The sequence below is a fragment of the Mesorhizobium sp. ES1-6 genome, from assembly GCF_020164775.1.
GTDB lineage: Bacteria > Pseudomonadota > Alphaproteobacteria > Rhizobiales > Rhizobiaceae > Mesorhizobium.
Window position 1 is genome coordinate 94,920 of the sequence record NZ_JAIUGU010000010.1, and the last position, 26,561, is coordinate 121,480.

Here is a 26,561-nt window from a genome sequence, read left to right on the forward strand (position 1 = left end):
TCATGGCGCGGCCGCCGATCCGGATTGCCATCGCTGGCGCGCTCGGCCGTATGGGCCGCCAGATGGCGGTCGCCGTGCTGGCCGATGCGCGTCTGGCGCTTGCCGCCCGCTTTCACCGCCCAGGCAGTGTCGGCGACGGGCTGGTCAGCCGCGACGAGGCGCTCGGCCTGGTCGATGTGGTGATCGATTTCACCACACCGGCGGCCTCCGCCGACCTGGCGAGAGTCTGTGCGGGTCGGGGCGGGCCAGCCCTGGTCATCGGCTCGACCGGTTTCGATGCTGCCGAAGCGGCCATTATTGCAGATGCCGCGAGAACCATCGCCGTCGTGCGCTCCGGCAGTTTTTCGCTCGGGCTCAATATGCTGGTCGGTTTGGTCGGGCAGGCGGCGCGGGCACTCGGCCCTGACGACTGGGATGCCGAGATTTTCGAGGCGCATCATCGCCAAAAGATCGATGCCCCGTCGGGCACCGCACTGATGCTGGGGCAGGCCGTTGCCGACGGACGCGGTGTCGAACTGGATACGGTGGCCAGGCGCGTCCGCGACGGCGTCACCGGCGCGCGGCCGGCGGGCGAGATCGGCTTCGCGGTGGTGCGCGGCGGCAGCATGGTCGGTGAGCACAGCGTCTCCTTCTGCGCCGAAGGCGAGACCGTCACCGTGTCGCACTCGGCCGGCGACCGCATCATGTTCGCGCGTGGCGCCATCGCCGCGGCGCTCTGGGTGGCGGGCCGCACTCCAGGCGAATACGACATGCGCGACGTGCTTGGTTTCGGCACGGTCTGATCGGCAATTCCGCGGGAATTCATCAAACAGCCTCTAAAACGGCTGAAAGCCAGCTGAAAGCTTGGCCATGCCATGACGGTTTTGTGGCGTTCGCCACGTGACCGGTACGGGAGCGGCCGGCAGGAGGAAATGCGGCGCGGCCCGATTGGCCCGCCGCCCAGGTGGAGGAAATTACGTGACCGGTTTGATCTCGAAGTGCATCTTGCGTTCGGCGGCGCTGACGCTTGCCCTAGTCGCCACGGGCGCGACCGCGGCATCGGCCGCGGACAAGATCACCATCATCGTCGGCGGCATGGAGAAGCAGATCTACCTGCCCGCGGTGCTCACCCAGCAGCTCGGCTATTTCAAGGACGAGGGGCTCGACGTCGAGCTGGTCAACTCGCGGGCCGGCGTCGAAGCCGAGAACGAATTGCTGGCTGGCGCCGTGCAAGGCGTCGTCGGCTTCTACGACCACACCGTTGACCTGCAGTCGAAGGGCAAATACATCCAGTCGATCGTCCAGTTCAGCCAGGCCCCAGGCGAAGTCGAACTGGTCTCGGCCAAGCACCCGGAAATCAAGTCGCCGGCCGACTTCAAGGGCGCGACGCTCGGCGTCACCGGCCTCGGCTCTTCGACCGATTTCCTGACCCAGTATCTCGCCGTCCGCAACGGCCTGAAGCCCGGTGATTACACGCTTCTGCCGGTCGGTGCCGGCAACACCTTCATCGCCGCCGTCAAGCAGGACCAGATCCAGGCCGGCATGACCACCGAACCGACGATTGCCAAGCTGCTTTCGACCGGCGAGGCCAACATCCTTGTCGATATGCGCACGCCTGAAAAGACCAAGGAAGCGCTGGGCGGCGACTATCCGGCGGCATCCTTCTACGTCGAGTCTTCCTGGGTCGAAGGCCACAAGGACGAGGCACAGAAACTCGCCAATGCCTTCGTCAAGACGATGAAGTTCATCGCCGGCCATTCGGCCGAGGAGATCGCCGACAAGATGCCGAAGGACTATTATGCCGGCAACAAGGACCTCTATATCAAGGGGCTCGCCGGCGGCAAGGCGATGTTCACGCCCGACGGGCGCATGCCGGCGGATGGCCCGGAGACGGTTCTGAAAGTGCTGTCGACCTTCTCGAAAAGCCTGCAGGGCAAGCAGATCGACCTCTCGAAAACCTTCACGACGGAATTCGTCGACGCCGCCAAGTAGGCTGCCTCAACAGGCGCGGACTTTCTCCGCGCCTGTTGAAAACAACACCTTGCGCCGGCTGCCTGAATCAATTCGGCAGCGGCGCCTCCCCGGGTGCCGATGAACGGCGAGCCCATGGGCCGCCGGTATCCCAGCACCACCGCCACAGGAGTGTGCCATGCAATTGCAAACCATGGCGGCGCAGAAGCTGTCTCCAGCAGCGCCGCCGGCCGATGCCGCCATCGCCATCGACGACGTGACGTTGCGCTTCGTCACGCCCGACGGCCACATGATGACGGCGATCCGCGATTTCACCATGACGGTGGCGCGCGGCGAGTTCGCCTGCGTCGTCGGGCCAACCGGCTGCGGCAAGTCGACTACGCTCAACCTCGTCACCGGCCTGCTGCGGCCAACCACCGGCAATGTCCGCGTCATGGGCAACCCGGTCACCGATATCAGCCGCGACATCGGCTTCGTCTTCCAGGCGGACGCGCTTTTCCCCTGGCGCAGTGTCATCGACAATGTCGCCGCCGGTCCACTCTATCGCGGCACGCCGAAGGCCGAGGCCTACGACAAGGCGCGCGACTGGATCGCCCGCGTCGGCCTCGCACGCTTCGAAAAGCACTATCCGCACCAGCTTTCGGGTGGCATGCGCAAGCGCGTCGCGCTGGCCCAGACCTTCATAAACCAGCCCAAGATTCTGCTCATGGACGAGCCGTTCAGCGCGCTCGACATGCAGACGCGCACCGCCATGCAGGACGAGCTCTTGGGCCTGTGGTCGGAACAGAAATCCTCCGTCGTCTTCGTCACGCACGACCTGGAGGAGGCCGTGGCGCTGGCCGACAAGGTTTATGTGCTTACCGCAGGGCCTGGGACCGTCAAAAGTGTCTACCGCATCGACCTGCCGCGTCCGCGCGTCATGGCCGACATACGCTACGACCCGAAATTCATCGAGATCGCCAAGGTGATCTGGAACGATCTGCGCGAGGAAGTGCAGCTCGGCCAGAGCCGTGGCCTGCAAACCGGCCATTGAGAGGGGAACGACATGACAGCCATCTCTCCGGCGGCCGACAGGGCCGCCACGCGCGAAACCTCGATCGCCATCGCCGAGGCCCGGGCGCGGGCGCGGCTGCGCCGGCGCCATGCCCTGGTCATCGGTCTGCGGTTCGCGATCCTGATCGTCTTCCTTGGTCTGTGGGAACTTGGCGCCGACTACAACATCATCGACCCGTTCTTCTTCGCCAGTCCGTCGGGTATCTGGGAGCAGATCTGGTCGTGGATCACCGAGGGCACCTCGCAGGGTCCGCTCTGGCTGCAGATCTATGTGACGCTGGAGGAGACCTTCCTCGGCTTCGTCATCGGTGCGCTCGGCGGCATCGCCGCCGGCATCATTCTTGGCCGCAACCGGCTGCTGGCGGATGTCTTTTCGATCTACATCAAGATCGCCAATTCCGTGCCGCGCGTCGTTCTGGGCTCGGTGTTCATCATCGCGCTCGGTCTCGGCATGGCGTCCAAGGTGGCGCTCGCCGTGGTGATGGTGTTCTTCGTCGTTTTCGCCAACGCCTTCCAAGGGGTTCGCGAGGCCGACAGGGCGATGATCGCCAACGCCCAGATCCTCGGCGCCTCGCCCTTCCAGATCACCCGCACCGTCATTATCCCGTCGGCGATGAGCTGGATCCTGGCCAGCCTCCATGTCAGCTTCGGCTTTGCCCTGGTCGGCGCCGTGGTCGGTGAATTCCTCGGCGCCAAGCAAGGCATGGGTCTGCTGATCTCCACCGCGCAGGGCGCCTTCAATGCCAATGGCGTCTTCGCCGCCATGATCATCCTGGCCGTCATGGCGCTGGTGGTGGAATTCATCATCACCCGCTTCGAGAATTATGTCGTCAAGTGGCGACCGGCCCCGTTCAACGAGCAGGGCGCTTGATTTGAGGGAAGTACGAGCCCCGCGCTTGACGCGGGCTCGGGCTAGAGCAATTCCAGGAAAAGTGTGTAACGGTTTCCCGGGAGAAGCGCGTAGCGCCTCCCCTTGGGAATTGCTGAAATACAAAGAGTTAGAGCGGTTCAGCGATTCTATCAAACGCTGAACCGCTCTAGGCGAGCGGCAGCCTGACCTCGACCACCAGTCCGCCGGCCGCGCTATCCCCCAGGGTGACGCGGCCGCCGGCGTTCTCGACCACCTCGCGCACGATGGCGAGCCCCAGGCCGCTGCCTTCCTCGGTCGAACCGGCGACACGATAAAAACGCTCGAGCACGTGGTCCCGCTCTTCAGCCGGGATGCCTGGCCCGTCATCGGCGACCGTCAGCACGGCTTCGCCATCGATGGTCGCCAGCCTGACCGTGACACTGCCGCCCGATGTCGAGTAGCGCAACGCATTGTCGACGAGGTTGACGATCATTTCACGCAGCATGGTGCCGTCGCCGATAACGGCAACCGGGCCGGCTTCCTCCAGGCCGAGGTCGATCTTACGGGCGACCGCCGCGGGCGCCTGCGTCTCCAGCACGTGGCGGGCGGCTTCGGTGAGGTCGATGCGGTCGGTGCGCGGGCGCCGGCTGCCTGGCTCGGCCCGCGACAGGGTGAGCAATTGTTCGGCCAGCCGCGCCAGCTTGGCGGAGCTGGCCTGCAGCGCCACCAATGCCTCCTGGCGCGCCTCGGTGGCGGTTTCGCGCAGCGCGTAGCTTGCCTGCGTCGACAGCAGCGCCAGTGGCGTGCGCAATTGGTGCGCGGCATTGGCGATGAAGCGGCGCTGCGCGCCCATCTGCGCGCGCACGCGTTCCATATAAGCGTTGAGCGCGTCGATCAGCGGCCGGATCTCGCTTTGCGCGCCCGGCACGTCGACCGGATCGAGGTCGCTGCGGCTTGGCGAACGGACCGCGTCGCGCAGGCTGATCAATGGCGCCAGGCCACGGCGCAGGCCAAGCAGCACGAACACGCCGGCGATCGCCACCAGCGCCAGTTGCTGGACGAAGGCGCTGAACCACAGCCGCTTCACCATCGCATCATGCCCGGCGAGCGTGACCCCCACGGTGACCATAACAGGCGAATCAGGCCCGGCACCGACCACGGCATGGCCAAGCGTTGCAAGCCGCAACGGGTGATCGCGATAGGCTGCCTCGATGCTCTTGTCCCCAGGAGCCACGGGCAAATCGGGATAACCGGTCAGCAACCGCCCGCCGGCGGTCTCGACGCGGTAGTACACACTGTCGCGGTCGCCGGTGTCGAACATCTCGATCGCTGCAGGGGGTATCGTGGCATCGAGGACGCCGTCGGCCATGGCGACCTGTTCGGCGATGGCGCGGGCCGAACCGACCAGCATCCGGTCGGTGACCAGATCGGCGGTCGCCAGCGCATTGCGCTGGCTGGTCCACAGATTGATGGTGGCAAGCCCGGCGAGCGGCAACACCACCCATGCCAGCAATTGCAGGCGCAGGCTGCTGGTCCTCATGGCGCCAGATCGTCCTGGCGCAGGAGATAGCCAAGGCCGCGCAAGGTGGTGATCTGGACCCGCGACCCTTCGAGCTTCTTGCGCACACGGTGCACATAGATCTCGATGGCGCTGGGATCGGCGTCGTTCTCGAAATCATAGATGGCCGCCGACAACGCGGCCTTGCTGACGGTGCGTCCCGCCTTGATCATCAATTGCTCGAGCACGGCATGTTCGCGCGGCGTTAATGCCAGCGCCTCGCCGCCGAGCGAGAACAGCCTTGTGTTGGTGTCGAAGACGAGATCGCCGCAGGCAACGACCGGTGCGGTCCGATCATTGGCGCGGCGCAGTTGCACGCGGATGCGCGCTTCGAGTTCCTCGATCTGGAAGGGCTTGGCCAGATAGTCGTCGGCGCCTTCGTTGAGGCCCTTGACCCGGCCGTCGAGGCTGGCATTGGCGGTCAGTACGATCACCGGCACCCGGTTGCCGCGGGCTCGCAGCATGCGCAGCACTTCCAGTCCGCCCATGCGGGGCAGTGCCAGATCAAGAATGACCAGCGCGTGGTCGCCCGCCGCAAGCGCATGCTCGACATCCTCGCCATCATGGACGATGTCGACGACATAGTTCGCCTGGCGCAAGGTCTTGCCCAGCCAGTCCGCCAGTTCGCGATTGTCCTCAACAAGCAGCAATCGCATGTCTATCGTGGTCCCGGCCCACTTTGCGGTCTCATTCGGGCTCGATCGGCGGCCTCGATCCGGCAATCGGCCCTGAAATGATCGATAGTATCGATCTCGGCGCAAGGCAAATGCGGCCGGGCAGCGCTATGGGGTTGGTTTTGCAAGGCCAAGTCGCCCCGTTCCGGGACACAAATCGAACCGAACGGTTCGGTTCTGGTTGACGGATTGTATCGCAAAGGGTGAACAATGGGCCCCGATTTGCCTCCGGTTTCGGCTGGGCCATATTCCGTAAATGTCTGAAAATATTGTAAAAAATTCGCCGTCAATGGTGCGGTGCAATATGCATTGTCTATAATATAATGAAATACTGCAAAGCCGATGCGACTGGAAATCCCAAAACGCCTCCCCCATCTGGAGGTGGTCCGAGCGACGCGAAATCCTCCCAGAAGGCACGCCACTAGACGGACAGAACTAAAAACTGGAGTAACCAAAATGACCAAGATCGCTCTTACCGCTGCCGCCATCCTCGTCGCCACGGGCGCCGCTTTCGCCGGCTCCGACAATTATGGCTCGGCCAACGTCAATCAGCCCGCCGCCGCTGTCGACCATTCGGTCACCGCTTCGATTTCGAAGTCGACCGAAACCGTCCAGACCCAGGCTCCGCAGGGCGCTGACCGTAATCTCTTCGGCCACTAATTCCGGCCGATATCCAACCAATCGAATTTCAGGAGTACTTAACATGACCAAGATCGCTCTTACCGCCGCGGCCATCCTCGTTGCCACCGGCACCGCTTTCGCCGGCTCCGACAATTACGGCTCGGCCAACGCCAACCAGCCGACCGTCGCCATCGACCATTCGGTCACCGCTTCGACCTCGAAGTCGACCGAAACCGTCCAGGCCCAGGCCCCACAGGGTGCCGACCGCAACCTCTTCGGCCACTAATCCCGGCCGATATCGACCCAATCTTGAACTTAGGAGTATTTGAAATGACCAAGATCGCTCTCACCGCCGCCGCCATCCTCGTTGCCACGGGCACCGCTTTTGCCGGCTCCGACAATTACGGCTCCAACAACGTCAACCAGCCGGTTGCCACCCAGTCGACCTCCAATGTCGACACCTTCCACACCGGTTCGATCCTGAAGACGGACAAGGCACAGGGCGACGCCAATGCCAACGTACCGGCTCAGTCGGGCCAGGGCATCTGGGGCCGCTAATCCATATAGCAGCACTTGCCTACAAAGAGCGGTGGGCTTGGCCCGCCGCTCTTGTTTTTTGACACAAGTCCGTTTGATAGACGGGGCCGGCCATGCCGGACACCATCGAGGCAGGCGGGCTCTCGTCGCGGGTCGAACCGACCGGTTCAATTAATGTTGACGCGCCGTGAGCGTACCGCGAGACGGGGCTTGGCGAAACACAACGAAATGCTTTGTGAAGCGCAAATTAAGATATTGATATAATTATCAAAAAATATTTCCAACAAATCCTTGGTCAAATCTTGAAGCTCGGAATCTAGTCGTGAAGGCACATCTTCGTGATTGGAAGCCGGCGAATGAAAAACCCACTTCCAGATGGTCCGAGCGACGCGAAATTCCTCCCAAGGGCACGCCACTTGACGGACAGACCAGAACCACTGGAGTAAAGAAAATGACCAGGATCGCACTCACCGCCGCCGCCATCCTCGTTGCCACGGGCAGCGCCTTCGCCGGCAGCGACAATTATGGCTCCGACAACGTCAATCAGCCGGCTGTCAGCGCGCCCGCGGGCAAAATCGACCACGTCCGTACGGCCTCGACCAGCAAGCCGATCGAACACCACGGCTTCAAGCTGACGCCGGACTCCAATCAGCCGGATCCCGGCCAAGGCATTTGGGGCAACTGATCCACGCAGGACCTCGATTGCCTCGACGACAAAGAGCGGTGGGCCTGACCCGCCGCTCTTGTTTTTCGAGGCAAGGCCGATGGCCGACGTTCTTCGCAGTCTGCGAAAAACATTTCAGGTCCAGGAATAAACTCTGGCTGTTTCTGGTCTTGTCCTCAGCGGACCCGTCCTCCCATGACGCCGCCTAACGGATGAACCAGGAGATTGAAATGAACAGATTTGCCCTCGCTACCGCCGCTATCCTCGTCGCAACCGCAAGTGCATTCGCCGGCAGCGACCACTTCGGCTCAGACAATGCCAACCAGCCGGCCGCCCCGGTCGCCGGGTGGACCATGCCGTCACCGGTGCCGTCGACGACACGACTATATCAGGGCACAAAGCTGCGGACGCCAAGATGAAGCCCGCCACCACCGACTGGCCGGAGCCCGGCCAGGGCATCTGGGGCAACTGATGCCTTGGCGCGGCGGATCCCATCCGCCGCCCGCATTTCTAGCGCAAATCCTTCGGCCACAGGCAATGTGTCAGCCGCGCGGCCGACCGGCCGGGCCAGTCGTCTTCAAGGACGAAGCGCGCGAGAGCCGCCGTCGGAAACTTTTCCTCGAGCCTCTTGCGCGCCTTGGCTTCCGATCCCGGCCCCACAAGCTGCCTTGCCAGATTCTCGAGGCCTGGATTGTGGCCGACAACCACCAGGCATTCGCCCGACGGGTCGGCCTTGCGAATCTGGCTCAGGATATCCGCCGCGGAAGCTTCGTAGAGTGCATCGGCAAACGCGACCCGTGGATGCACCGGCAGTTCCGCGGCCACCAGCCGCCACGTATCACGGGTGCGCAGCGCCGGCGACACCAATGCCAGATCCGGCAGCCAGTCGCGCGCGGCAAGCTCGCGGCCGATCAATCGGGCCGCCTTCAACCCGCGTTCCGCAAGCGGCCGGTCGAAATCATCGAGGTCGGGGTCGTCCCAACTCGATTTGGCATGGCGAAGCAGGAGCAGCTGTTTCATTAATTTGAGTCCGACCAAAAAATGCCGGCATGAAAGTCCTTGCCGTATCCGCCGCCGTGCTTTGTGCCGGCTTCGGTGTCGAAAGCCGCGGAAAGGGCGCCGAAGACAAACAGCCCGACGCGCCGCTCATCCTTATCCCACCGGACCGCGATATCCGACCGGCTGATGGCCCAGGCGCCCGATTGGATGTGAATTGTATCAACGATGGCGCCTGGTTCGTCGCCCTGGGCTCTGTAGAGGTAAAAATACGCTGTGGCGTTTTGCGGATCTCCCGCATCATCATACTCGAAAACGCCGGCTAGGTCGCCTTTCGTCCGGATCGCGCTATCGAAAACGTCCATTGGCCTTGGCTCTCAGGGCGTGATCCGCGCCAGATGCTCCAGGTCGGCTTCCTCGCGCAGCGGGTCGGGCGCCATCACCACCGAGGTGCCGTTGTCGGCATCGTCGGCGAAGTGGGCAAGCACCGTGCGGCCGGCCTCCATGCGCGCCTTGCCTTCGGCGACCAGGCCCAGCGCCAGCGGATAGAGCCGGTGCTCGGTTTTCAGCACGCGCGCGGCCAGCGTATCGGCATTGTCGCCGACCATCACCGGCACCGCCGCCTGGGCGATGATCGGGCCGTCATCCATCTCCGACGTGACGAAATGCACGGTGCAGCCATGGATGCGGATGCCGGCGGCCAGCGCGCGCGCATGGGTATCGAGACCCTTGAAGGCAGGCAGCAGGGCAGGGTGGATGTTGATCATGCGGCCCTGCCATTTCTGGACGAAGCCTGATGTCAGGATGCGCATGTAGCCGGCCAACGCCACGATTTCGGTTTTGAAAGCGGCAAGTGCCGCATCGATCGCCGCGTCATGCGCCTGCTTGCTGCCATGGTCGGCGCGGGAAATGACCTGGGTGGCGATGCCGCGTGCCCTGGCGATGCCGAGGCCGGCGGCATCGGCCTTGTCGGAGATGACGCCGACGATCTCGGCCGGGAAGGCCGGATCGCTGGCCGCCGCGATCAGCGCGGTCATGTTGGAGCCGCGCCCCGATATCAGGACGACGGTGCGTTTCCTCTGCGTGCTCATAGGCCGATCGAGCCCCGATAGATGACACCGGCGTCGCGGCGCGGCACGATGCGGCCGATCGGCGTCACCGTCTCGCCGGCTTCCTGCAGCACGGCGGCGACCTGCGCCGCCTGACCCGAAGCGACAGCCAGGATCATGCCGATGCCGCAATTGAAGGTGCGCATCATTTCCTCCGGCGCCACGCCGCCGGTCTTGGCCAGCCACGAGAATACGGGCGGCACGTCGATGACTTCGAGATCGAGTTCGGCCGAGAAATCCTTGGGCAGCACGCGCGGAATGTTTTCGGGAAAGCCGCCGCCGGTGATATGTGCCAGCGCCTTGATGCCATGCGTGTTGCGGATCGCCTTGAGGATCGATTTCACGTAGATGCGCGTCGGTTCGAGCAGCGCCTGGGCCAGCGTCGCCTCGTCGTTGAACGGCGCCGGATCGCTCCATGCCAGGCCGCTGGCGGCAACGATGCGGCGCACCAGCGAAAAGCCGTTGGAATGGAGGCCGGAGGAGGCAAGGCCGAGCAGCACGTCGCCCTCGACGATATCGTCGGTGGGCAGCAACTGGCCGCGTTCGGCGGCACCCACGGCAAAGCCGGCGAGGTCATAATCCTTGCCGTGATACATGCCCGGCATTTCGGCCGTCTCGCCGCCGATCAGCGCGCAGCCGGCCTGGCGGCAGCCTTCGGCGATACCGCCGACGATCGAAGCGCCCTGGTCCGGATCGAGCTTGCCGGTGGCGAAATAGTCGAGGAAGAACAGCGGCTCTGCGCCCTGCACGACGATGTCGTTGACGCACATGGCGACGAGATCGATGCCGATCGTGTCGTGTTTTCCCGCGTCGATGGCAATCTTCAGCTTGGTGCCGACGCCGTCATTGGCTGCAACCAGCACCGGATCGGTGAAGCCGGCCGCCTTGAGGTCGAACAAACCGCCGAAGCCGCCGATTTCGCCATCCGCGCCCGGCCGGCGCGTCGCGCGCACCAGCGGCTTGATCTTCTCCACCATGAGATTGCCGGCATCGATGTCGACGCCGGCCTCGGCATAGGTGAGCCCGTTTGTGCGCTTGGCCGTTTTATTCTGGCCGGTTTTGGGCTGGCCGGTTTCGCGCTTGCTCATCGCAATTTTCCTGCTCGTTTGCGGGCTCTTCGCATGAACGGTTTCGGTCCGCAAGGATAACGGATGAACCGGGCGCCGTTTGGGCCGACAAAAGCGTGGATAGCCCAAGCCCGACGCAATGTCCGGGCCTGGCCGTGGTTCCTTCATTGTTTCGCCGCCGCGACGCTTGCGCCAGGCGGTCATCTCCATCATCTATCCCTGACCTGAGAGGACGGGCCCCAGCCTTTGACCATCCCCAACCTGATCACCGTCCTGCGCCTCGTGCTGGTGCCCGCCATTGTGCTGGCCATGCTGCAGGCGCGTTGGGACTGGGCCTTTGCCGGCTTCGTCATTGCCGGCATTTCCGACGCCGTCGACGGCTTCATCGCCCGCCGCTTCAACCAGCAGTCGACGCTCGGCGCCTATCTCGATCCGATGGCCGACAAGCTGCTCCTGGTTTCGGTGTTCGTGGTCATGGGCTTCATCGGGCAATTGCCGCTGTGGCTGGTCGTCACCATGGTGTCGCGCGACGCGTTGATCGTCTGCGCGGTCCTGTTGTCCACGGTGATGGCTCATCCGGTCGAGATGAAACCGCTTTTCGTATCGAAGGCCAATACCGCCATCCAGATCGTGCTGGCGGCGGTCGTGCTGGGCGAACTTGCCTTTGCCGTGCACCTCGACCCCCTGCGGCCAGCCCTCATATTGCTGTCCGGGGTCTTGACCGTGGCTTCGGCCGCGGCCTATCTCGTGGCTTGGCTGAGGCATATGAACGGCTATGGCGAAGGCGGTAAACAGGGCTGACAAGCCCATCGACGGCAAGGCTGTCCGCAAGCCGGCCGCCAGCAAAGCGGTGGCACGGGGCAAGGCTGTCGACGACCAGATGGTCGTCGTCGTGCCGGCCGGCGAGACGGCGGCGGAGGCGGAGGCGTCGTCGACGTTCCGCCGACAGATCTTCTTCTGGCTTGCCGGTGCCGCGATCCTGGCGCTTTTCCTTTATGTCTTCAGCGACATCCTGCTGCCCTTCGTCGCCGGCATGGTGCTTGCCTACTTCCTCGATCCGGTCGCCGACCGGTTGCAGCGGCTCGGCCTCAGCCGCTTCATGGCGACGGTGGTCATCCTCATCACCTTCCTCATCGTGCTGGTGCTGGCCTTCGTCATCCTCATTCCGGTGCTGGCGACGCAGATGGCCGATTTCGCCGGCAAGCTGCCGGAGTACCTGACCCGGCTGCAGAGCCTGATCACCTCCTTTGACCCGAAATGGCTGGAACAGAAATTCGGCGTCAACGCCAATGGCCTGCGCGATGGGTTGAACTCGCTGCTGACCTCCGGTTTCGGCCTGCTCACCACGGTTTTCACGTCGATCTGGAGTTCGGGCGTGGCGCTGGTCTCGGTGGTCAGCCTGTTCGTGGTGACGCCGGTCGTGGCCTTCTACATGCTGCTCGACTGGGACCGCATGGTGGCCGTCATCGACAGCTGGGTGCCGCGCGACAACGTGGCGACGGTGCGCGCCATCGCGCGCGACATCAACACCGCCACCGCCGGCTTCGTGCGCGGCCAGGGCACGCTGTGCCTTGTCCTGGGCGCCATGTATGCCACCGGCCTGACGTTGACCGGATTGAACTTCGCCATCCTGATCGGCCTGTTCGCCGGGCTGATCTCCTTTATTCCCTATGTCGGCTCACTGACCGGGCTGGTCCTGGCCATCGGCGTCGCCTTCGTCCAGTTCTGGCCGGACTGGACGATGATCGTCGCCGTTGCCGTGGTCTTCTTCATCGGCCAGTTCATCGAAGGCAACATCCTGCAGCCCAGACTGGTCGGCAAAAGCGTCGGCCTGCATCCGGTGTGGCTGATGTTCGCGCTGTTCGCCTTCGGCGCCCTGTTCGGTTTTGTCGGCCTGTTGATTGCCGTTCCGGCATCCGCGGCGGTGGCTGTTCTGGTGCGCTTCGCCATTGCCCGCTATCTGGAATCGCCGCTATACAAGGGCCACGCGACAGCACCAGCGCCACCGCTGCCGGCCGATCGTGGCGGCGGCCACCGCACGCAACCGCGTCGCTGAAGTGACCGCCCAGCGAACCGATCCGCCGCGCCAGCTGCCGCTCGATCTCGGCCATGGCACTGGCTACTCGCGCGACGAACTGGTCGTCTCCGGCACTAACAACCAGGCCGCCGCACTGGTCGATCGCTGGCCGGATTGGCCAGCACCGGTGGTGGTGCTGGCAGGCCCCGCCGGTTCTGGCAAAACGCATCTGGCCTCGATCTGGCGCGCCCGCGCCAAAGCGGTGGCCGTAGACGCCGGGCGCATGGGCGACGCCATCGCCAATCTCGGTGCGCGGCCGGCGCTGATCGACGATATCGATATCGGCGCGGTCGACGAGCAAGGGCTGTTCCATTTGATCAATGCCGTGCGCGGTGCCGGCTCGACGCTGCTACTGACGGCGCGACGCTTTCCGTCGGCCTGGGGCGTTTCGCTGCCCGATCTGGCCTCGCGGCTGAAGGCGGCGGCGACCGTCGAGATCCACGAACCCGACGATCTCCTGCTCGCCGGCGTCATCACCAAGCTGTTCGCCGACCGTCAGGTCGAGGTCGAGCCGCATGTCGTGCAGTACCTGGTGCGGCGCATCGAGCGTTCGCTGGCAACCGCGATGCGTGTGGTGGAGCGCCTGGACCGCACCGCGCTGGAGCGCAAGATGCCGATCACGAGGACGCTGGCCGCCGAAACCGTCAACGCCATGGACGAGGGGCAGGGCGAATTCGAGATCTAGAGTGCCTCGATGTTCAGCTGGCGGCCCAGCAACCGCCGTCCCATTTCGGGAAATAACGACTGGCACACGTTTTGCAGCGAGAGCTTGCCGGCTGACCCCGGTCCTGGTTGCGTTCCAAACCAGGTTGTAGGCTCGCCGGGAATGAGGTGGTTGGGGTTCTCGCCCGGCGAGCTTGCCTCCACTTGCGGCCGATCACAGCCACATTCTGACGAAATGCCGGACCAACAGATAGACGGCTGAGTGCGCGGCGATATAGCAGGCCGCGACCACCACAAAAATCCCGATGCTGGCAGGCCAGGAACGGGAAGCGGCCATGCCCGGGGCGAGCCTGGCTTGCCTGTGGCTCTCGCGATTGTTCCACATCGCCAAGGCCGCGCAGGCGATCGCCCACGTCACCATGAAGGGAACCGTCACGCCCGCATAGGCAAAATAGGCCGGCCCGAACAGCGACACCCAAGCATCGATCCCAAGCACCGCAAATCCCCCGTTTGCCGGAGTTTAAGCCGGCAATGGCGAGGGAAGCGAGCCTGAAATTGGCCCAAACCCCTTCGATGTTCGCTCAATCCAGATGCGACTGCACGAAGTCGATGAAGGCGCGCACCTTGGCCGGCGGCAGGTGGCGCGACGGGTGGAGCGCGTAGAGCGGAAAGCTCTCGCCGTGCCAATCAGGCAGGACTTCGACCAGCGCGCCTTGTTGGATGAGAGGCTGGACGCCAATCGCCTTGATCCTGGCGATGCCGACAGCGTCGAGGCAGGCGCCAAGCATCGTGCCGAACTCGGCGACCATAAGCCGGCCGGTGGTCCTGACGTCGACGACCTCATCGCCGCGCCGAAACCGCCACTCCTCGATCGGCTGGCCGGTCAGCGAATCGCGAACCTGGATGCAGGCGTGGTCGAGGAGGTCGGACGGAACGGTGGGATTGCCATGTGTCTTCAGATAGGCCGGTGCGGCAACCGTGATCGTGCGCGTCTCGGTGAGCTTCCTTGCCACCAGCGAAGACATGGGCGGCGTGCCGAAGCGGACAGCGATGTCGAACCCTTCGCCAACCAGATCGCCCAACTGGTCCCGGGTGACCAGTTCCAGCGACAGGTCGGGATAGAGCGCCAGGAAGGCGCCGATGTGCGGCGCCAGCAGCTGGCGTGAGAAGAAGGCATCGACATTGACCCGCAACCGGCCACGCACGGCGATCGAGGTGCCGGAGGTCGTCGTCACGGCGTCTTCGATGCCTGTCAGCAGCGGCGCGACCTCGGCGTATAGGCGACGCCCCTCGTCGGTCAGCGCCACCGCCCTTGTCGTCCGGTCGAGCAGCCGTACCCCGACGCGAGCCTCCAGACGCGAAACCGCGCGGCTGACGCCGGATCGCGACAGGCCGAGCGCGTCCGCGGCTCTCGCAAAGCTTCCGCCCTCGGCGATCGCGGCCAGCACGCCGACATTGGAGATTACGCGCCCATCGAACGCCATGGCCGTCACCGTTGATTTAAGATCACCAATTTTATGACTTAATGGCACTCACTGCAACAGTGAGTGCCGCGCTAGAGATCCGCCATCCCGCATCGCCCGAGACGCGGCAGAGATGGAGACGGATCATGTACGCAATTACTGGCACTACCGGCAAAGTCGGCGGCGCGCTGGCGCGGGCCCTGCTTGCCGCCGGTGAGCGCGTGCGCGCCGTCGTGCGCGACGCCGCCAAAGGCCAGCAATGGGCGGCGCTCGGCTGTGAAGTCGCGATCGCCGCCATGGAGGACGCGGAGGCGCTGACGGAAGCGTTCAAGGGCGCGGAGGCGGCGTTCATCCTGCCGCCGCCGGTGTTCGATCCCGAGCCCGGCTATCCTGAAGCGCGAGCCGTCATCGACAGTGTCGTGGCGGCGCTGCGGGCCGCGAAACCCAGGAGGGTCGTCTGCCTGTCGACAGTCGGCGCCGACGCGGTCCAGGACAATCTGCTGTCGCAGCGCACGATGATGGAGGCAGCGCTGACCGTGCTGCCAATGCCGCTCGCCATCCTGCGGCCGGCCTGGTTCCTGGACAATGCAGCTTGGGACATAACCTCGGCTCGCGAGACGGGTCTCATCCACAGCTTCCTCCTGCCGACCGACAGGGCCTTGCCCATGGTCGCGGCGCAGGATGTCGGCCGGCTGGCGGCCGAACTCATGCGCCAGCACTGGACCGGCAGTCGCATCGTCGAACTGGAAGGGCCGAGCCGCGTATCGCCCCAAGACCTTGCCGCCGCTTTCGCCACGGCGCTCGGCAAACCGGTGCGCGCCGTGCCGGTGCCGCGCGAAACCTGGGAAGTGCTTTTCCGTTCGCAAGGCATGAACAATCCGCTGCCCCGCATGCGCATGCTCGACGGCTTCAACGAGGGCTGGATTGCATTCCCCGACGAAGCGAGGACGATCAAGGGCAGCACAAGCATGGCGGCCGTGGTTGCGGCTCTCGTGGCCGGCGAGGGCGCCTAGATCGCGTGAGATATGAAAGGATGGTCGGAGTGGAGAGATTCGAACTCCCGACCCTCTGGTCCCAAACCAGATGCGCTACCAGCCTGCGCTACACTCCGAACGGTCTGTTGCCTATTCATTTCGGTGTTACATGGCAAGTGCAAAAACCTTGCCGCCGGTGCCAATGCGCAGTAATGACGGCCCAGGGGCGGCGATGCCGCCTTGCACAACAATGAGGTGGCCATGTCCGCGCGCATTTTCAGCCCAGCCAAAACCGCGATGCAGTCCGGCAAGGCCAAGACCGGCCATTGGGTGCTGGAATTCGATCCCGAGATGCGCAAGAAGATCGACCCTCTGATGGGCTACACGACATCGGGCGACATGAGGAGCCAGATCAGGCTCACTTTCGGCACCAAGGAAGAGGCCGTGGCCTACGCCGAAAAGGAAGGGCTTGCCTTCCGCGTCGAGGAGCCGAAAGAACCCAAGCGCCGCCAGATTTCCTATGCGGAGAATTTCCGCTATGACCGCAGGACGCCCTGGACGCATTGAACTTCGGCCAGCGCCAATATCCAGCCGGCCGTTGGCCGGCCGACGGTCCCGTAGCTCAGCTGGATAGAGCACCGGCCTTCTAAGCCGATGGTCACAGGTTCGAATCCTGTCGGGATCGCCAATCTTTTCAACATCTTAGATAGCATGGACAGGGGCGAAAACATAGCCGTTTACAATCCGTTTACAGGCTTTGTTCGTTTGGTGTTCCGCTCCATGCGCAAAATCACCGCGTCGGAAGCCTGCTGATCGTCGGCCAGATAGTGCCTTTCGAGCACGCCGTTGATCTTTACGCAAAATAACCTTTGCCGAAATAATCGACTCAAAAGCCGGATGTACACTAACAATATTTCGCACCGCCCGGCCCGCAACCAACCCCTTCGCCGCTCGTTCGCAACGGCCACTACTTCACGCGGAGCGTCATAACCCCGACGAGGTCGGGCTTACGCCAAGCCAAATCCGTGGGCACCTCTTCGTAGACGTGGACCCTATTTCCACCCTTGTTCGCAGGGATTTCCATCGTCCGTCGTCCATTTGAAAAAGTGCAACATGCGGGTTGGTCCTTCCAACCGTCTCTGTATACACCGAAGAAGTAGGTGTGCTTTTCAACCCAGAGCGTGATGTGAAAGCTGTTGCCCACTGTGATGTGGCAGGGACTTCGACCAACGGGACAAACAGCACGTGAATTGACGGTGACACCAACCGGCCCGCCACCCGTTGACCTATGCTGGTTGATCCGAGCACACTCCAGACCCTGCCCGCTGCTCCCCAAGGACAGCGGGCTTTTTTCTATGCAAAAACCCCGGCTCGATGGCCGGGGCTTCAACGCGTCGATCGGGCAGGATCACTTCGGGCAGTTGGCCGCTTCCTGCTTGGTCGTTGTGCCATCGGTGGTCGTTGTGGTGCCGTTGGCGCCCGTCTTGCACTTGTCCGGTGCGCCCGATTGATCACCGGAACCACTAGCGTTTGTGGTGCCTGCATTGGTGTTGCCGCTGTTGGTGGCTCCGCCGCTGGCACCATTGGTACCACCGCTGGCACCGTTGCCCGAACCGTTGGACTGCGCCATCGCCCCGCCAAGCAACCCCAAGGTCAACATTGCTGCCGCGAGAACTCTTACCATCTCTATTCTCCTACCGTCGCTTGATTGCGAACTGATAGGCCAACCTCGATTTTGCACACATGTTCCAAAAATAAAGGCGCAAAAAGTCGCCGAAACCTTGGCCGTCGTTTGCCGTGGCTTCGCGTCACGCCTGAAGAAGACATATGCCAAGCCGACCTTCGCAAAACGCGAGCGCCTCAGTGCAGTGACTGCTACGGTGCCAACCAGCCAGATCCCGATGCTGACTTAATTTGCCAGTCCCATAAAACCAGCCCGCTGGCTCCGGCCGGCGGGTTTTTTTGTGGAACTGACCTTTGCTGACGAAGTTGTTGAGCAGCTCGGTCGTTCCCTCAATCGGGCGTATATTGGAGAGCCCGCCACCGCTCCGCCAGGGTGACGGGCTCTCGATCTTTAGCGGTACAGGCCAAGGGTGAGGGACCGGACGGACTAGATCGGCGCATATGGTTTCGAAAACCTCCAAGGGCAGATGCGTTCAAGCTTGTGAATTCCTTGAGGCAGTTGGCAACCCGACCAGGCTGTTGGTCTTGGCTCATTTGCTCGATGGGGAACAGTCAGTAAACGAACTGTTGGAGAAGGTAGGTAGCAACCACACCCAAGCGGCGCTCTCCCAAAATCTGGCCAAGCTGCGTAGGGCCGGACTGGTGAGCACCCGGCGGGAAAGCCAGTGGATATACTACTCCTGCGATTCGCCCGCCGTGCGCCAGTTGTTGGCCTTCTTGGAGGACACCTTTGGCGATCTCAGGCCAAAGGCATCCCACCGGGCCGCGCATGTTTCTCGATAGCGATGATATCGAGCCGTTTTGATGCCCTTGACAGTATTCGCATGGACAGGGCAGTTTCTGCCCATTGAGGGCAAACGGGGGTCCCATGAAGAAGACATACGAAAGCCTGAACTGGTGAAGCGCGAACGTCTCTCGGCTGTCACGGCCCTTGGTCCCGGTCCTTCGGTGCCAGTGCTAAAAGAGTAGGAATGCTTGGCCTAAGCGGGCCAGGTAAACCCAGGTTCCGATCCCCTGTCGATATCAGAGCCTTCGCTTGATAGGGTGAGGTGCCCTAGCTGATATGATCGCGCTACTTTTGGAAGACGAAGCCCTCGCCTTGTGCCCGAAGTTGGAACGTTGTCGAGAAACCTTCGCTCTTTCGGCCTTCTAAGCCGATGGTCACAGGTTCGAATCCTGTCGGGATCGCCATAATTTCAAGGGTCCGTTCCGGGCACATGGGTTACGGTTTATACCGGAGATATAGGTTACACTTTTCACCCCTCTTCGTTCTCCCGGATGCGCGCGGCCGAGGCTGACATCTGGCGTGTGCCGCGGCGCGAATTCACTTCTCGGTGAGCCTGTCGTCTCCGCAGCGTGGAGATGTCGCGCTCACTCCTAGCCAAATGGCAGCCGCCGCCCGAGGCAGCGGGCTGTTTTGGAACCCAATCCTCCCGACCCTGTTTCTGGCTGGAGAACCAAAGGAGGCCCATGTGGAACCGAAGTCGTCACGTGACATACCAGGCCCAAAGCCCCGCAGGGACAAAGACAGGGATGCCCGAAAGGCGGTTGCCAGAACACCTGACAAAACCAACGATTGGGACCGTGACGCCGTGCATGGGGATGGCGACACGATCGCCATTGAGCCTGAGCCGGGCGTGGAGTCGAAATAGCCATCCGGTGGGGAAACATGATCCAGAGTGCCGAGGTGGGGCACAATTCCAGCGCGCCTCGATTTCAAACGCATGAGCCGATGCGGTCACTTATTTCACCCTTTCCCACCAGTGCTGCCACGGCAGGTAACGAAAGCCACACGGGGCCAGACCCACGCGTGGCTCGCTTGGAATTATTTCGTGATCTGGCCCCGTTGGAACCTTGGCCAAAACTACACGTTCGGGGGCGTTGTATTCGTCAAGCCTCATATAAAGACCTCATAAAGACATGTGCGGTTCGGCGAAGGAGGTGGGGCAAACAAGCGCGGGTTGGGAAGGATAAGCCATGTCGAAACGTGAAATTGGAACGTCCCCTGCCTTGGGGCGGCGTATCGCCGAACTCAGGGAACGTATGCAGAATGCCGAAATTTCGGGCCACGAGATGAAAACATTTCACAAGGTCGCCACCATCATGGGGGCTGGCGACGGTTCCTTGCGACTCGATGCCGACGATCTGATCGCGGCATCCTTCGTGGTCGAGGCGGTTGGTCCGGCGTCCAACTGACTTCAGAATTTTCGTTATTCGAAAATCCGCTGAACAAATCCGCTTCCATCATCGGGGCACGGCCGCCTGTCAGCGATCGTGCCCCGCTCGCATTTCCTCATCGTCTTTCCGCCACCCGATCTCGAATTGGAAGAAAAGTCTTATCATTTTGTTTGCGTTGGCGCGTCATAGTAGGGGCCGCTAACGGAGTGGAAGAGGATGAAGCTGGACCTGTCGCCGACCAGCTGGGGCAGGGTGATCGCCGTCACCGCCGCCGGCACGGCATTCTTCATTGCGGTGGCGTTTTTCGTCGATTCGTTCAATTTCCCCTATCTTTCGCCCGAGGCTGTCAGGCGCGCGCAACTGACCGACCTGCTGCTGCCCCTCGTGCTGGGTGGCTCGTTTCTGTTTTTCCTGATGTGGAAGATCCGTCAGCTGGCCATTGCCCAGCGCGACCTCAGCGTCATCGCCGCGACCGACAGCCTGACGGCGGTGCTGAACCGCGGCGCCTTCTCGATGCTGGTCGAGGCCTATCTCGAGCAGACCCGCAAGCCCGAAGAGACCCGTTCCGGCGCGCTGCTGATCATCGACGCCGACCACTTCAAGGCGATCAACGACCGCCTGGGCCACGACTGCGGCGACCAGGCGCTCAGACTGATCGCGCAGGCGATCAAGGGTCAGCTGCGCGGCAGCGACATCGTCGGCCGGATCGGTGGTGAGGAGTTCGGCGTGTTTCTGCCGGGTGTCGACCCCTCGCAATCCTGGCTGATCGCAGAAAGCATCCGCCGACGGATTCGCGAAATGGACTTTTCGCCCGGCGGCCTCTCCTGTCCGCTTTCCGTCAGCATCGGCGGCACCAGCTTCAGCGGGCCGACCACCTACGAGGCGATATTCTCCGCCGCCGACAGAAGGCTTTATGCCGCTAAGTCGAACGGACGCGATCAGGTCAGCTTCGATCCGGCGGAAGCCTCGCTGGTGTCTCAGCCCAGCGCCGCCACCGTGCATTGAGGGATAGGACTGCAACAGGCTGATACTGGCCGCTGCCTTGGCACTCAGCGGACGCTTGCTTGCCTCTATGCTTTCTCAGCGCAAGTGATGTATGAGGCGTCGCCGGAAATATTCGGCTACGGCCCTTGGGTGCGGGCAACTGAATGGCGAGACGTCCAGGTAGAGCTCGGTAAGCACCGCAACCATGATCCATTTGTTCAACGGCTTTCAGAACCCGTTTGGCGGCAGCGAGCGCGAGACGCTGGAGTTGTATCGGCTGTTGAGCGCCGATTCGCGGGTGCATCTCTGGGCAACCTCGTCACGCGCGTCCAAAGACTTGATGCGGGAATTTCCGATACGCCGCGTCTCGCCGGCAACACGCAATGTGCCGGATGGCGGCACCTATGTCTTTCTTGGCGCGCATTGGCGCAACAAGCTGTGGCCTTATCTGATCGCGCGGCCGCGCCGGCTGATCTATGTCTTCAACACCTTTCATCCCAAGGTCATGGCGCTGACGACGCGCAGACAGCGGCTGCTGGGCTGGCCAGCTGCCGAACTGGTGCTGATCTCCGACTTTCAGAGGCGCGTGCTGCAAGTCGAAGGCGTCGTCCATCCTTCGCCGATCGACATTGAGCGCTTCTCGCCACGACCGGCAGGGACGAATCGTCCGTTCACGGTGGGGCGGTTGAGCCGTGACACGGCGGACAAGCATCATGCCGACGATGTGGCGCTCTATGAAGCATTGCTGGCCGATGGCGCCGCGGTGCGGATTCAGGGCGGCATGCCGCTCAAGGACAGGCTCGCGCCGCATTCGCAGCTCGAACTCCTGCCGCAAGGTGAATTTGCCGCCGAACGGTTTCTGCCGACACTCGACGTCTTCTATTATCGCACCGGCTCGCATGTGGAGACATTCGGCCGTGTGGTGTTCGAGGCGATGGCTTGCGGCTTGCCGGTCGTGTGCCATGCGCATGGCGGCTACGCCGATCACATCAGCCATGGTGAAAACGGTTTTCTTTTCGAAACGACGCAACAGGCAACGCGGATCCTGGCCGAGCTCAAGATTGACCCGGGGCTACGGACCGCAGTCGGCGACAGGGCACGCCAAACCGTCGAAAAGCTGTTTTCGCCGCAGGCCCAACGAGAGCGGCTGACCTTCTACCGAGGGTAGCATCGTCTGATCGTTCCGGTCGTCGTTCACCGTCCGTGCGACGGCGTTCTCGGATGCCACGCAAAACGGCGGCCTAAAACATGCGTGAATTCTAATTATTCCTCTCACCGCTATGGCGATTTCCAGGGATGTCCCTATTTCTCATGCGTTGGGGTGTCCTGAGCCGGCGTGCGGCTGCGGGACTTTGTTCTAGGGGCAAAAGATGGCCAAGCCAGGCGAGCGCGAAGGCGCATGATCCACCTGTTCAATGGCTTCCAGGATCGATTTGGTGGCAGTGACCGCAAGACTCTCGAACTCTATCGGCTGCTCGGCGGCGAGGCAGAGGCGCGTCTTTGGGCGGCGTCGTCCAGGGCGTCGGACGAATGGACGCGCCAATTTCCGATTCGCCGCGTATCGCCGCTGACACGACGGGTTCCGGACGGCGGCACTTACGTCTTCATAGGCGCGCATTGGCGCAACAAGATGTGGCCTTACCTGATCCCGCGCCCGCGGCGGCTGATCTACGATTTCAGCACCTTCCATCCCAAAGTCATGGCATTGACGACGCGCATGCCCGCCATGCTGGGTTGGCCAGCAGCCGAGCTGGTGCTCGTCTCCGATTTTCAGAAACGCCTGTTGCGGGCCGACGGCGTCGTGCATCCATCGCCGATCGATATCGGGCTGTTTTCATCACGGCCACGGCCGGATGGTCCGTTCACGATAGGACGGATGAGCCGTGACACACCGGACAAGCACAACGCCGAAGATGTCGCGCTTTACGAGGCCTTGCTGGCCGATGGGGTCGCGGTGAAGATCCAGGGCGGGATGCAGCTCAAGGACAAGCTTGCGCCGCATCCTGGGCTCGAACTCCTGCCGGTGGGGCAATTTGCGGCGGAAGATTTCCTGCCGACGCTCGACGTGTTCTACTATCGCACGGGCTCGCATGTGGAGACGTTCGGCCGCGTGGTGTTGGAGGCGATGGCCTGCGGCCTGCCGGTGGTCTGTCATTCGCATGGCGGTTACGTCGACCATATCCGCCATGGTGAAAACGGCTTCCTGTTTGAAACGTCGCAACAGGCGGCGAGGATTCTTGCGAACCTCAAAGCCGATCCGGGGCTGCGGGCGACTGTTGGTCGCAAGGCGCGGCAGACCGTCGAGCAGCTGTTTTCGCCGCAGGCGTTGCAGGAACGGCTGGATTTCTACCGGCGGTAGCGGCGTCGGCCGTCTGGCCTGCCAGATCCTCGCGGCCAACAATCCACATTTGGCATCGATCCCGACATCGGGCTAAAGCTGGCATCACGTGAATCACGGGCGGCCGGCATCGGTGCGCAACAGATCGAGCAGGGCTTCTACCGATGACACTGATGGGCGCGGCGGCACTGCTGATCCTGGTCCTGACTTACGCCGGCGTCGCCATCGGCCGCATCCCCGGCTTGCGGCTCGACCGGGCCGGCATTGCGCTGCTTGGCGGCGCGGCGATGATCGCGATCGGCGCGCTCAGCATGGAGGACGCCTACCGCGCCATCAATTTCGACACCATCACGCTTCTGCTCGGCATGATGATCGTGGTGGCGCATCTGAAGGTGTCGGGCGCTTTCCGTGGTCTCGGCGCCATCGCCATCGAGCACGCGCACGCACCGTTCATGCTGCTGGTGATGGTGACGCTTCTGACCGGCGTGCTGTCGGCCTTCCTGGTCAACGACGCCATCTGCCTGGTCATGGCGCCGATCGTCGTCCACGTCACCCGCGTCATCAACCGCAACCCGATCCCCTATCTGATCGCCACCGCCACCGCTTCGAACTGCGGCAGCGTCGCCACCATCACCGGCAATCCGCAGAACATGGTCATCGGCGCATTGTCGGGCATTTCCTATCCGGCCTTTTCGGCCGCGCTGGCGCCGGTCGCTCTGTTCGGCCTCGTCGCGGTCATCGTCATCGTGCGCATCGTCTACCGCGCCGAATTCACGCGCAACGGCGAACTGACGCCGCATGTCTCGCGTGGCCGCATGCATCGCGGCCAGGTGCTGAAGGCGGTGGTCGTCTGCATAGGACTGGCAATCGCCTTCTTCGCCGGCGTTCCCGTGGCCAAGGCGGCGCTCATCGGCGGCGCCATCCTGCTGCTCACCCGCGCCATAAAGCCGGAACGCATCTATCGCGAGATCGACGGGCCGCTGCTGTTCATGTTCGCCGGTCTGTTCGTGGTGGTTGCCGGCGCCGAAAAGACGCTGCTGACGCCGGACATGATCGCCTCGGCCAAGAACATCGGGCTCGACGACGTCTGGAGGCTGTCTGGTTTCACCGCCGTGCTGTCCAACATCATGAGCAATGTTCCGGCCGTGCTGGCGCTCAGGCCATTCTTACCCGGCCTGGAAAACCCCGAGCGCGCCTGGCTGGTCGTGGCGATGAGTTCGACGCTCGCCGGTAACTTCACGCTGCTCGGCTCGGTCGCCAACCTGATCGTTGCCGAACAGGCGCGTGCCTCGGGCACGCAGCTTTCGTTTGGCGCTTTCTTCAAGGTCGGTCTGCCACTGACGCTGATCACGCTCCTGGCCGGCACGGCATGGCTGGCGTTCGGGGCCTAGAGCCGTTCCGCATTTCACGGAATCGCCGAACGGCTCTAACTCTTTGTTTTTACGCAATCCCAAGGGGAAGCGCTACGCGCTTCTCCCGGGAAAACCCTTTCACACTTTTCCTGGAATTGCTCTAGCCCTGGACCTGGCTGACCGACATCCGCGCCCTGACCAGCGTCGCCGCGGCTTGCCCCGCGGCTTCGACGTAGTCGGGATTGCGATGGATCAGCATGATTGAAAAGCAGCCGTCTATCAGCAGCACGATTTCGCGGGCCAGTGCCCGCGGCTCCTCGATATCGTGCCCGGACAATTCCGTGCCCAGCCATGTCTCGAAGTTAATTTTGTGCCGCGCCCCGGCCTTGACCGCCGGGTGTCCAGGCATCGAGGCAAGTTCGGCGGCGGTGCGCAGGAAGCCGCACCCCTTCCATTTCGGATGGCGCGTGGCGCGGGCCAGATTGGTGAAGATGGCTTCGACCTTTTTGTCCACGCCGCCTTGTCCGGCCTCGAACCAGCCGGCCATCCGTTTCAGATTGGGCTGATCGCGGCCGTCGAGATAGGCCGCGATGAGGTCGTCCTTGCTCTTGAAGTGGTAGTAGAGCGTCCGCTTGGTGAGGCCCGCTTCCTCGGCGACGGCGTCGACACTGACACGGCCGATCCCTTCCGCGTAGAACAACCTGGTGGCGGCATCGACGATGCGGTTGCGGGTGGGGCTTTGTGCTTCTGGCATGGGTCTAAGTATACCGACTAGTGAATATACACAAGGCGCGAACGGCGTACCTTCCATCTCGTCAACATGCTGGAAGGAAGCCAAATGACCGATCTTGTCCTGAACCAAGCCAGCGATGGCATTGCCGTCCTGTCCCTCAACCGGCCGGAAAAGCTGAACGCGTTGAACTATGCCCTGATCGACCGCTTGCTCGCGATCCTCGACGATATCGAAGTCGACGATGGCATCCGCGCGGTCATTCTGACGGGAGCGGGAGAGCGAGCCTTCTCGGCGGGCGCCGACATCGGGGAGTTCTCGGCCAGCGTGGCGCTGGGCACCGACGTCGCGCTGCGCGACTTCGTCATGCGCGGACAGCGGCTGACGGCAAGGCTGGAAGCCTTTCGCAAGCCTGTCATCGCAGCCGTCAACGGGATTGCCTTCGGCGGCGGCTGCGAGATCACCGAGGCCGTGCCGCTGGCGATCGCCAGCGAGCGCGCGCTGTTCGCCAAACCGGAGATCAACCTCGCAATGCCGCCGACCTTCGGCGGTACGCAACGCCTGCCCAGGCTCGCCGGGCGCAAGCGCGCGCTCGAACTTCTCTTGACCGGCGACTGGTTCCCGCCACCGCGGGCCCTCGAACTTGGCCTCGTCAACCAGGTGGTTGCCCATGACGATCTGATGCCGGCTGCTTTCAATCTGGCCAGGCGGATCCTTCGGCACTCCGGGCTGGCGGTCGCGGCGATCCTTGCGGCGGTGGCGCGCGGGCTCAATCACAGCATTGCCGAAGGCTTGCTGGTCGAGGCAGAGCAGTTCGCCCGCATGGCCCCGACAGCCGATTTGCGCGAGGCGCTGGATACCTGGATCAGCAGACAGAGGCCCGGACACGACGGTTCGTGGACGCATGTCGCGCGACCCGATGAGGCACGGCGGGCCTCCTCGGCCCTGGATCACGGCGCCACCAGCAAGCGTCCCTTCATATTGGGAGGGAAGCGGCGGAAATAGTCGATGCTTGCCGCCGCCGGATTGGCGAAGGCGCT

31 protein-coding genes and 2 tRNA genes are annotated in these 26,561 nt (G+C 63.0%); 22 read left to right on the forward strand and 11 right to left on the reverse strand.

All coding sequences use genetic code 11. The features are described 5' to 3' along the window. The first annotated feature begins 2 nt into the window (after positions 1-2). From dapB to LB564_RS22615, 4 genes are all read left to right on the forward strand, one after another. Complete coding sequence (gene dapB / locus LB564_RS22600; RefSeq protein WP_224541298.1) at positions 3-782, forward strand: 4-hydroxy-tetrahydrodipicolinate reductase; 780 nt, start codon at positions 3-5, stop codon at positions 780-782. A 175-nt stretch (positions 783-957) separates the two neighbouring features. Beyond that, entirely contained in the window at positions 958-1,971 is a 1,014-nt protein-coding gene (locus LB564_RS22605) for an ABC transporter substrate-binding protein (RefSeq protein WP_411910193.1), read from the forward strand. Between the two features lie 157 nt (positions 1,972-2,128). After that, positions 2,129-2,983, forward strand: a complete 855-nt coding sequence (locus LB564_RS22610; protein ID WP_224541094.1) for an ABC transporter ATP-binding protein — start codon at positions 2,129-2,131, stop codon at positions 2,981-2,983. Positions 2,984-2,995: 12 nt separating this feature from the next. After that, positions 2,996-3,874, forward strand: a complete 879-nt coding sequence (locus LB564_RS22615) for an ABC transporter permease (protein ID WP_140707267.1) — start codon at positions 2,996-2,998, stop codon at positions 3,872-3,874. A gap of 166 nt (positions 3,875-4,040) precedes the next feature. Here LB564_RS22615 and LB564_RS22620 read toward each other — a convergent pair whose 3' ends face one another. Next, on the reverse strand, positions 4,041-5,393 hold the full coding sequence (locus tag LB564_RS22620) for a sensor histidine kinase (protein WP_224541095.1): 1,353 nt from the start codon (positions 5,391-5,393) through the stop codon (positions 4,041-4,043). Then, positions 5,390-6,067 carry a response regulator gene (locus LB564_RS22625; RefSeq protein WP_140707263.1) on the reverse strand — a complete coding sequence of 226 codons (678 nt, stop codon included), beginning with the start codon at positions 6,065-6,067 and terminating at the stop codon, positions 5,390-5,392. The genes LB564_RS22620 and LB564_RS22625 overlap by 4 nt, the downstream gene beginning before the upstream one ends. A 474-nt stretch (positions 6,068-6,541) precedes the next feature. Here LB564_RS22625 and LB564_RS22630 point away from each other — a divergent pair, with 474 nt between their 5' ends. From LB564_RS22630 to LB564_RS22650, 5 genes are all read left to right on the forward strand, one after another. After that, positions 6,542-6,745, forward strand: a complete 204-nt coding sequence (locus tag LB564_RS22630) for a DUF680 domain-containing protein (RefSeq protein ID WP_140707261.1) — start codon at positions 6,542-6,544, stop codon at positions 6,743-6,745. 43 nt (positions 6,746-6,788) lie between these two features. Continuing rightward, positions 6,789-6,992, forward strand: coding sequence for a DUF680 domain-containing protein (locus tag LB564_RS22635; protein WP_140707259.1), 204 nt, complete (start codon positions 6,789-6,791; stop codon positions 6,990-6,992). Between the two features lie 44 nt (positions 6,993-7,036). Further along, positions 7,037-7,264 carry a DUF680 domain-containing protein gene (locus LB564_RS22640; RefSeq protein ID WP_140707257.1) on the forward strand — a complete coding sequence of 76 codons (228 nt, stop codon included), beginning with the start codon at positions 7,037-7,039 and terminating at the stop codon, positions 7,262-7,264. A gap of 430 nt (positions 7,265-7,694) precedes the next feature. After that, positions 7,695-7,928 carry a DUF680 domain-containing protein gene (locus LB564_RS22645; RefSeq protein ID WP_140707255.1) on the forward strand — a complete coding sequence of 78 codons (234 nt, stop codon included), beginning with the start codon at positions 7,695-7,697 and terminating at the stop codon, positions 7,926-7,928. Between the two features lie 209 nt (positions 7,929-8,137). Then, the gene (locus tag LB564_RS22650) at positions 8,138-8,326 is read left to right on the forward strand and encodes a DUF680 domain-containing protein (RefSeq protein WP_318012837.1); all 189 of its coding nucleotides are present in this window, start codon (positions 8,138-8,140) and stop codon (positions 8,324-8,326) included. 91 nt (positions 8,327-8,417) lie between these two features. Here LB564_RS22650 and LB564_RS22655 read toward each other — a convergent pair whose 3' ends face one another. Genes LB564_RS22655 through purM form a run of 4 tightly spaced genes read right to left on the reverse strand, consistent with a single transcriptional unit; the run spans position 8,418 to position 11,100 of the window. Next, a complete protein-coding gene (locus LB564_RS22655; RefSeq protein WP_140707250.1) occupies positions 8,418-8,927 on the reverse strand; it encodes a SixA phosphatase family protein in 510 nt (169 codons plus the stop codon). Continuing rightward, the gene (locus LB564_RS22660) at positions 8,927-9,268 is read right to left on the reverse strand and encodes a hypothetical protein (RefSeq protein WP_224541097.1); all 342 of its coding nucleotides are present in this window, start codon (positions 9,266-9,268) and stop codon (positions 8,927-8,929) included. The genes LB564_RS22655 and LB564_RS22660 overlap by 1 nt, the downstream gene beginning before the upstream one ends. A 12-nt stretch (positions 9,269-9,280) precedes the next feature. Continuing rightward, on the reverse strand, positions 9,281-9,994 hold the full coding sequence (purN, locus tag LB564_RS22665; RefSeq protein ID WP_224541100.1) for a phosphoribosylglycinamide formyltransferase: 714 nt from the start codon (positions 9,992-9,994) through the stop codon (positions 9,281-9,283). Next, positions 9,991-11,100: a phosphoribosylformylglycinamidine cyclo-ligase gene (gene purM / locus LB564_RS22670; protein WP_224541102.1), complete on the reverse strand. Its 1,110-nt coding sequence runs from the start codon at positions 11,098-11,100 to the stop codon at positions 9,991-9,993. The genes purN and purM overlap by 4 nt, the downstream gene beginning before the upstream one ends. A 225-nt stretch (positions 11,101-11,325) precedes the next feature. Here purM and LB564_RS22675 point away from each other — a divergent pair, with 225 nt between their 5' ends. The 3 genes from LB564_RS22675 to hdaA all read left to right on the forward strand — a co-directional run bounded on the left by LB564_RS22675 (position 11,326) and on the right by hdaA (position 13,841). Continuing rightward, a complete protein-coding gene (locus tag LB564_RS22675; protein ID WP_224541104.1) occupies positions 11,326-11,880 on the forward strand; it encodes a CDP-alcohol phosphatidyltransferase family protein in 555 nt (184 codons plus the stop codon). 79 nt (positions 11,881-11,959) lie between these two features. Next, positions 11,960-13,135 (forward strand): AI-2E family transporter, encoded by a 1,176-nt coding sequence (locus LB564_RS22680; RefSeq protein WP_140707338.1) that lies wholly within the window; start codon positions 11,960-11,962, stop codon positions 13,133-13,135. A gap of 1 nt (position 13,136) precedes the next feature. Next, positions 13,137-13,841 carry a DnaA regulatory inactivator HdaA gene (gene hdaA / locus LB564_RS22685; RefSeq protein ID WP_140707336.1) on the forward strand — a complete coding sequence of 235 codons (705 nt, stop codon included), beginning with the start codon at positions 13,137-13,139 and terminating at the stop codon, positions 13,839-13,841. 192 nt (positions 13,842-14,033) lie between these two features. Here the strand turns inward: hdaA and LB564_RS22690 are convergent, their stop codons facing one another. Next, the gene (locus LB564_RS22690; protein ID WP_224541106.1) at positions 14,034-14,294 is read right to left on the reverse strand and encodes a hypothetical protein; all 261 of its coding nucleotides are present in this window, start codon (positions 14,292-14,294) and stop codon (positions 14,034-14,036) included. A gap of 106 nt (positions 14,295-14,400) precedes the next feature. Beyond that, positions 14,401-15,303: a LysR family transcriptional regulator gene (locus LB564_RS22695; RefSeq protein ID WP_224541108.1), complete on the reverse strand. Its 903-nt coding sequence runs from the start codon at positions 15,301-15,303 to the stop codon at positions 14,401-14,403. A 125-nt stretch (positions 15,304-15,428) separates the two neighbouring features. Between LB564_RS22695 and LB564_RS22700 the strand changes: the two genes are divergently transcribed. Then, positions 15,429-16,295 (forward strand): NAD(P)H-binding protein, encoded by an 867-nt coding sequence (locus LB564_RS22700; protein ID WP_224541110.1) that lies wholly within the window; start codon positions 15,429-15,431, stop codon positions 16,293-16,295. A 21-nt stretch (positions 16,296-16,316) separates the two neighbouring features. Here the strand turns inward: LB564_RS22700 and LB564_RS22705 are convergent. Continuing rightward, positions 16,317-16,393 (reverse strand) — tRNA-Pro (locus LB564_RS22705). Positions 16,394-16,517: 124 nt separating this feature from the next. On the opposite strand from LB564_RS22705, the gene LB564_RS22710 reads away from it, so the two are divergent. Both LB564_RS22710 and LB564_RS22715 read left to right on the forward strand, forming a co-directional pair. After that, positions 16,518-16,823: an ETC complex I subunit gene (locus LB564_RS22710; protein WP_127276639.1), complete on the forward strand. Its 306-nt coding sequence runs from the start codon at positions 16,518-16,520 to the stop codon at positions 16,821-16,823. A gap of 44 nt (positions 16,824-16,867) precedes the next feature. After that, positions 16,868-16,944 (forward strand) — tRNA-Arg (locus LB564_RS22715). Between the two features lie 720 nt (positions 16,945-17,664). Here the strand turns inward: LB564_RS22715 and LB564_RS22720 are convergent. Then, positions 17,665-18,090, reverse strand: coding sequence for a hypothetical protein (locus LB564_RS22720; protein ID WP_224541112.1), 426 nt, complete (start codon positions 18,088-18,090; stop codon positions 17,665-17,667). Between the two features lie 290 nt (positions 18,091-18,380). On the opposite strand from LB564_RS22720, the gene LB564_RS22725 reads away from it, so the two are divergent. The 6 genes from LB564_RS22725 to LB564_RS22750 all read left to right on the forward strand — a co-directional run bounded on the left by LB564_RS22725 (position 18,381) and on the right by LB564_RS22750 (position 24,830). Continuing rightward, a complete protein-coding gene (locus LB564_RS22725; protein ID WP_224541114.1) occupies positions 18,381-18,722 on the forward strand; it encodes an ArsR/SmtB family transcription factor in 342 nt (113 codons plus the stop codon). A 1,194-nt stretch (positions 18,723-19,916) separates the two neighbouring features. Beyond that, positions 19,917-20,135, forward strand: a complete 219-nt coding sequence (locus tag LB564_RS22730; RefSeq protein ID WP_224541115.1) for a hypothetical protein — start codon at positions 19,917-19,919, stop codon at positions 20,133-20,135. A 198-nt stretch (positions 20,136-20,333) separates the two neighbouring features. Next, complete coding sequence (locus LB564_RS22735; protein ID WP_140707228.1) at positions 20,334-21,122, forward strand: GGDEF domain-containing protein; 789 nt, start codon at positions 20,334-20,336, stop codon at positions 21,120-21,122. Between the two features lie 184 nt (positions 21,123-21,306). Beyond that, a complete protein-coding gene (locus LB564_RS22740; protein WP_224541117.1) occupies positions 21,307-22,269 on the forward strand; it encodes a glycosyltransferase family 4 protein in 963 nt (320 codons plus the stop codon). A 231-nt stretch (positions 22,270-22,500) separates the two neighbouring features. Further along, positions 22,501-23,460 carry a glycosyltransferase family 4 protein gene (locus tag LB564_RS22745; protein WP_224541119.1) on the forward strand — a complete coding sequence of 320 codons (960 nt, stop codon included), beginning with the start codon at positions 22,501-22,503 and terminating at the stop codon, positions 23,458-23,460. A 143-nt stretch (positions 23,461-23,603) separates the two neighbouring features. Next, a complete protein-coding gene (locus LB564_RS22750; protein WP_224541121.1) occupies positions 23,604-24,830 on the forward strand; it encodes an anion transporter in 1,227 nt (408 codons plus the stop codon). Positions 24,831-24,951: 121 nt separating this feature from the next. Here LB564_RS22750 and LB564_RS22755 read toward each other — a convergent pair whose 3' ends face one another. Beyond that, positions 24,952-25,545, reverse strand: coding sequence for a TetR/AcrR family transcriptional regulator (locus LB564_RS22755; protein WP_224541123.1), 594 nt, complete (start codon positions 25,543-25,545; stop codon positions 24,952-24,954). An 84-nt stretch (positions 25,546-25,629) separates the two neighbouring features. Between LB564_RS22755 and LB564_RS22760 the strand changes: the two genes are divergently transcribed. Continuing rightward, entirely contained in the window at positions 25,630-26,526 is an 897-nt protein-coding gene (locus LB564_RS22760) for a crotonase/enoyl-CoA hydratase family protein (protein ID WP_224541124.1), read from the forward strand. Positions 26,527-26,561 lie beyond the last annotated feature (35 nt).

Coding starts and splice junctions, on each gene's coding strand:
- LB564_RS22680 (WP_140707338.1), top strand. CDS start 11,960: ATGGTCGTCGTCGTGCCGGCCGGCGAGACGGCGGCGGAGGCGGAGGCG.
- LB564_RS22755 (WP_224541123.1), bottom strand. CDS start 25,545: ATGCCAGAAGCACAAAGCCCCACCCGCAACCGCATCGTCGATGCCGCC.
- LB564_RS22655 (WP_140707250.1), bottom strand. CDS start 8,927: ATGAAACAGCTGCTCCTGCTTCGCCATGCCAAATCGAGTTGGGACGAC.
- LB564_RS22630 (WP_140707261.1), top strand. CDS start 6,542: ATGACCAAGATCGCTCTTACCGCTGCCGCCATCCTCGTCGCCACGGGC.
- LB564_RS22760 (WP_224541124.1), top strand. CDS start 25,630: ATGACCGATCTTGTCCTGAACCAAGCCAGCGATGGCATTGCCGTCCTG.
- LB564_RS22740 (WP_224541117.1), top strand. CDS start 21,307: ATGATCCATTTGTTCAACGGCTTTCAGAACCCGTTTGGCGGCAGCGAG.
- purM (WP_224541102.1), bottom strand. CDS start 11,100: ATGAGCAAGCGCGAAACCGGCCAGCCCAAAACCGGCCAGAATAAAACG.
- LB564_RS22700 (WP_224541110.1), top strand. CDS start 15,429: ATGTACGCAATTACTGGCACTACCGGCAAAGTCGGCGGCGCGCTGGCG.
- LB564_RS22750 (WP_224541121.1), top strand. CDS start 23,604: ATGACACTGATGGGCGCGGCGGCACTGCTGATCCTGGTCCTGACTTAC.
- LB564_RS22650 (WP_318012837.1), top strand. CDS start 8,138: ATGAACAGATTTGCCCTCGCTACCGCCGCTATCCTCGTCGCAACCGCA.
- LB564_RS22615 (WP_140707267.1), top strand. CDS start 2,996: ATGACAGCCATCTCTCCGGCGGCCGACAGGGCCGCCACGCGCGAAACC.
- LB564_RS22635 (WP_140707259.1), top strand. CDS start 6,789: ATGACCAAGATCGCTCTTACCGCCGCGGCCATCCTCGTTGCCACCGGC.
- purN (WP_224541100.1), bottom strand. CDS start 9,994: ATGAGCACGCAGAGGAAACGCACCGTCGTCCTGATATCGGGGCGCGGC.
- LB564_RS22695 (WP_224541108.1), bottom strand. CDS start 15,303: ATGGCGTTCGATGGGCGCGTAATCTCCAATGTCGGCGTGCTGGCCGCG.
- LB564_RS22745 (WP_224541119.1), top strand. CDS start 22,501: ATGATCCACCTGTTCAATGGCTTCCAGGATCGATTTGGTGGCAGTGAC.
- LB564_RS22730 (WP_224541115.1), top strand. CDS start 19,917: ATGTCGAAACGTGAAATTGGAACGTCCCCTGCCTTGGGGCGGCGTATC.
- LB564_RS22710 (WP_127276639.1), top strand. CDS start 16,518: ATGTCCGCGCGCATTTTCAGCCCAGCCAAAACCGCGATGCAGTCCGGC.
- LB564_RS22610 (WP_224541094.1), top strand. CDS start 2,129: ATGCAATTGCAAACCATGGCGGCGCAGAAGCTGTCTCCAGCAGCGCCG.
- LB564_RS22660 (WP_224541097.1), bottom strand. CDS start 9,268: ATGGACGTTTTCGATAGCGCGATCCGGACGAAAGGCGACCTAGCCGGC.
- LB564_RS22645 (WP_140707255.1), top strand. CDS start 7,695: ATGACCAGGATCGCACTCACCGCCGCCGCCATCCTCGTTGCCACGGGC.
- LB564_RS22620 (WP_224541095.1), bottom strand. CDS start 5,393: ATGAGGACCAGCAGCCTGCGCCTGCAATTGCTGGCATGGGTGGTGTTG.
- dapB (WP_224541298.1), top strand. CDS start 3: ATGGCGCGGCCGCCGATCCGGATTGCCATCGCTGGCGCGCTCGGCCGT.
- LB564_RS22640 (WP_140707257.1), top strand. CDS start 7,037: ATGACCAAGATCGCTCTCACCGCCGCCGCCATCCTCGTTGCCACGGGC.
- LB564_RS22725 (WP_224541114.1), top strand. CDS start 18,381: ATGGTTTCGAAAACCTCCAAGGGCAGATGCGTTCAAGCTTGTGAATTC.
- LB564_RS22735 (WP_140707228.1), top strand. CDS start 20,334: ATGAAGCTGGACCTGTCGCCGACCAGCTGGGGCAGGGTGATCGCCGTC.
- LB564_RS22625 (WP_140707263.1), bottom strand. CDS start 6,067: ATGCGATTGCTGCTTGTTGAGGACAATCGCGAACTGGCGGACTGGCTG.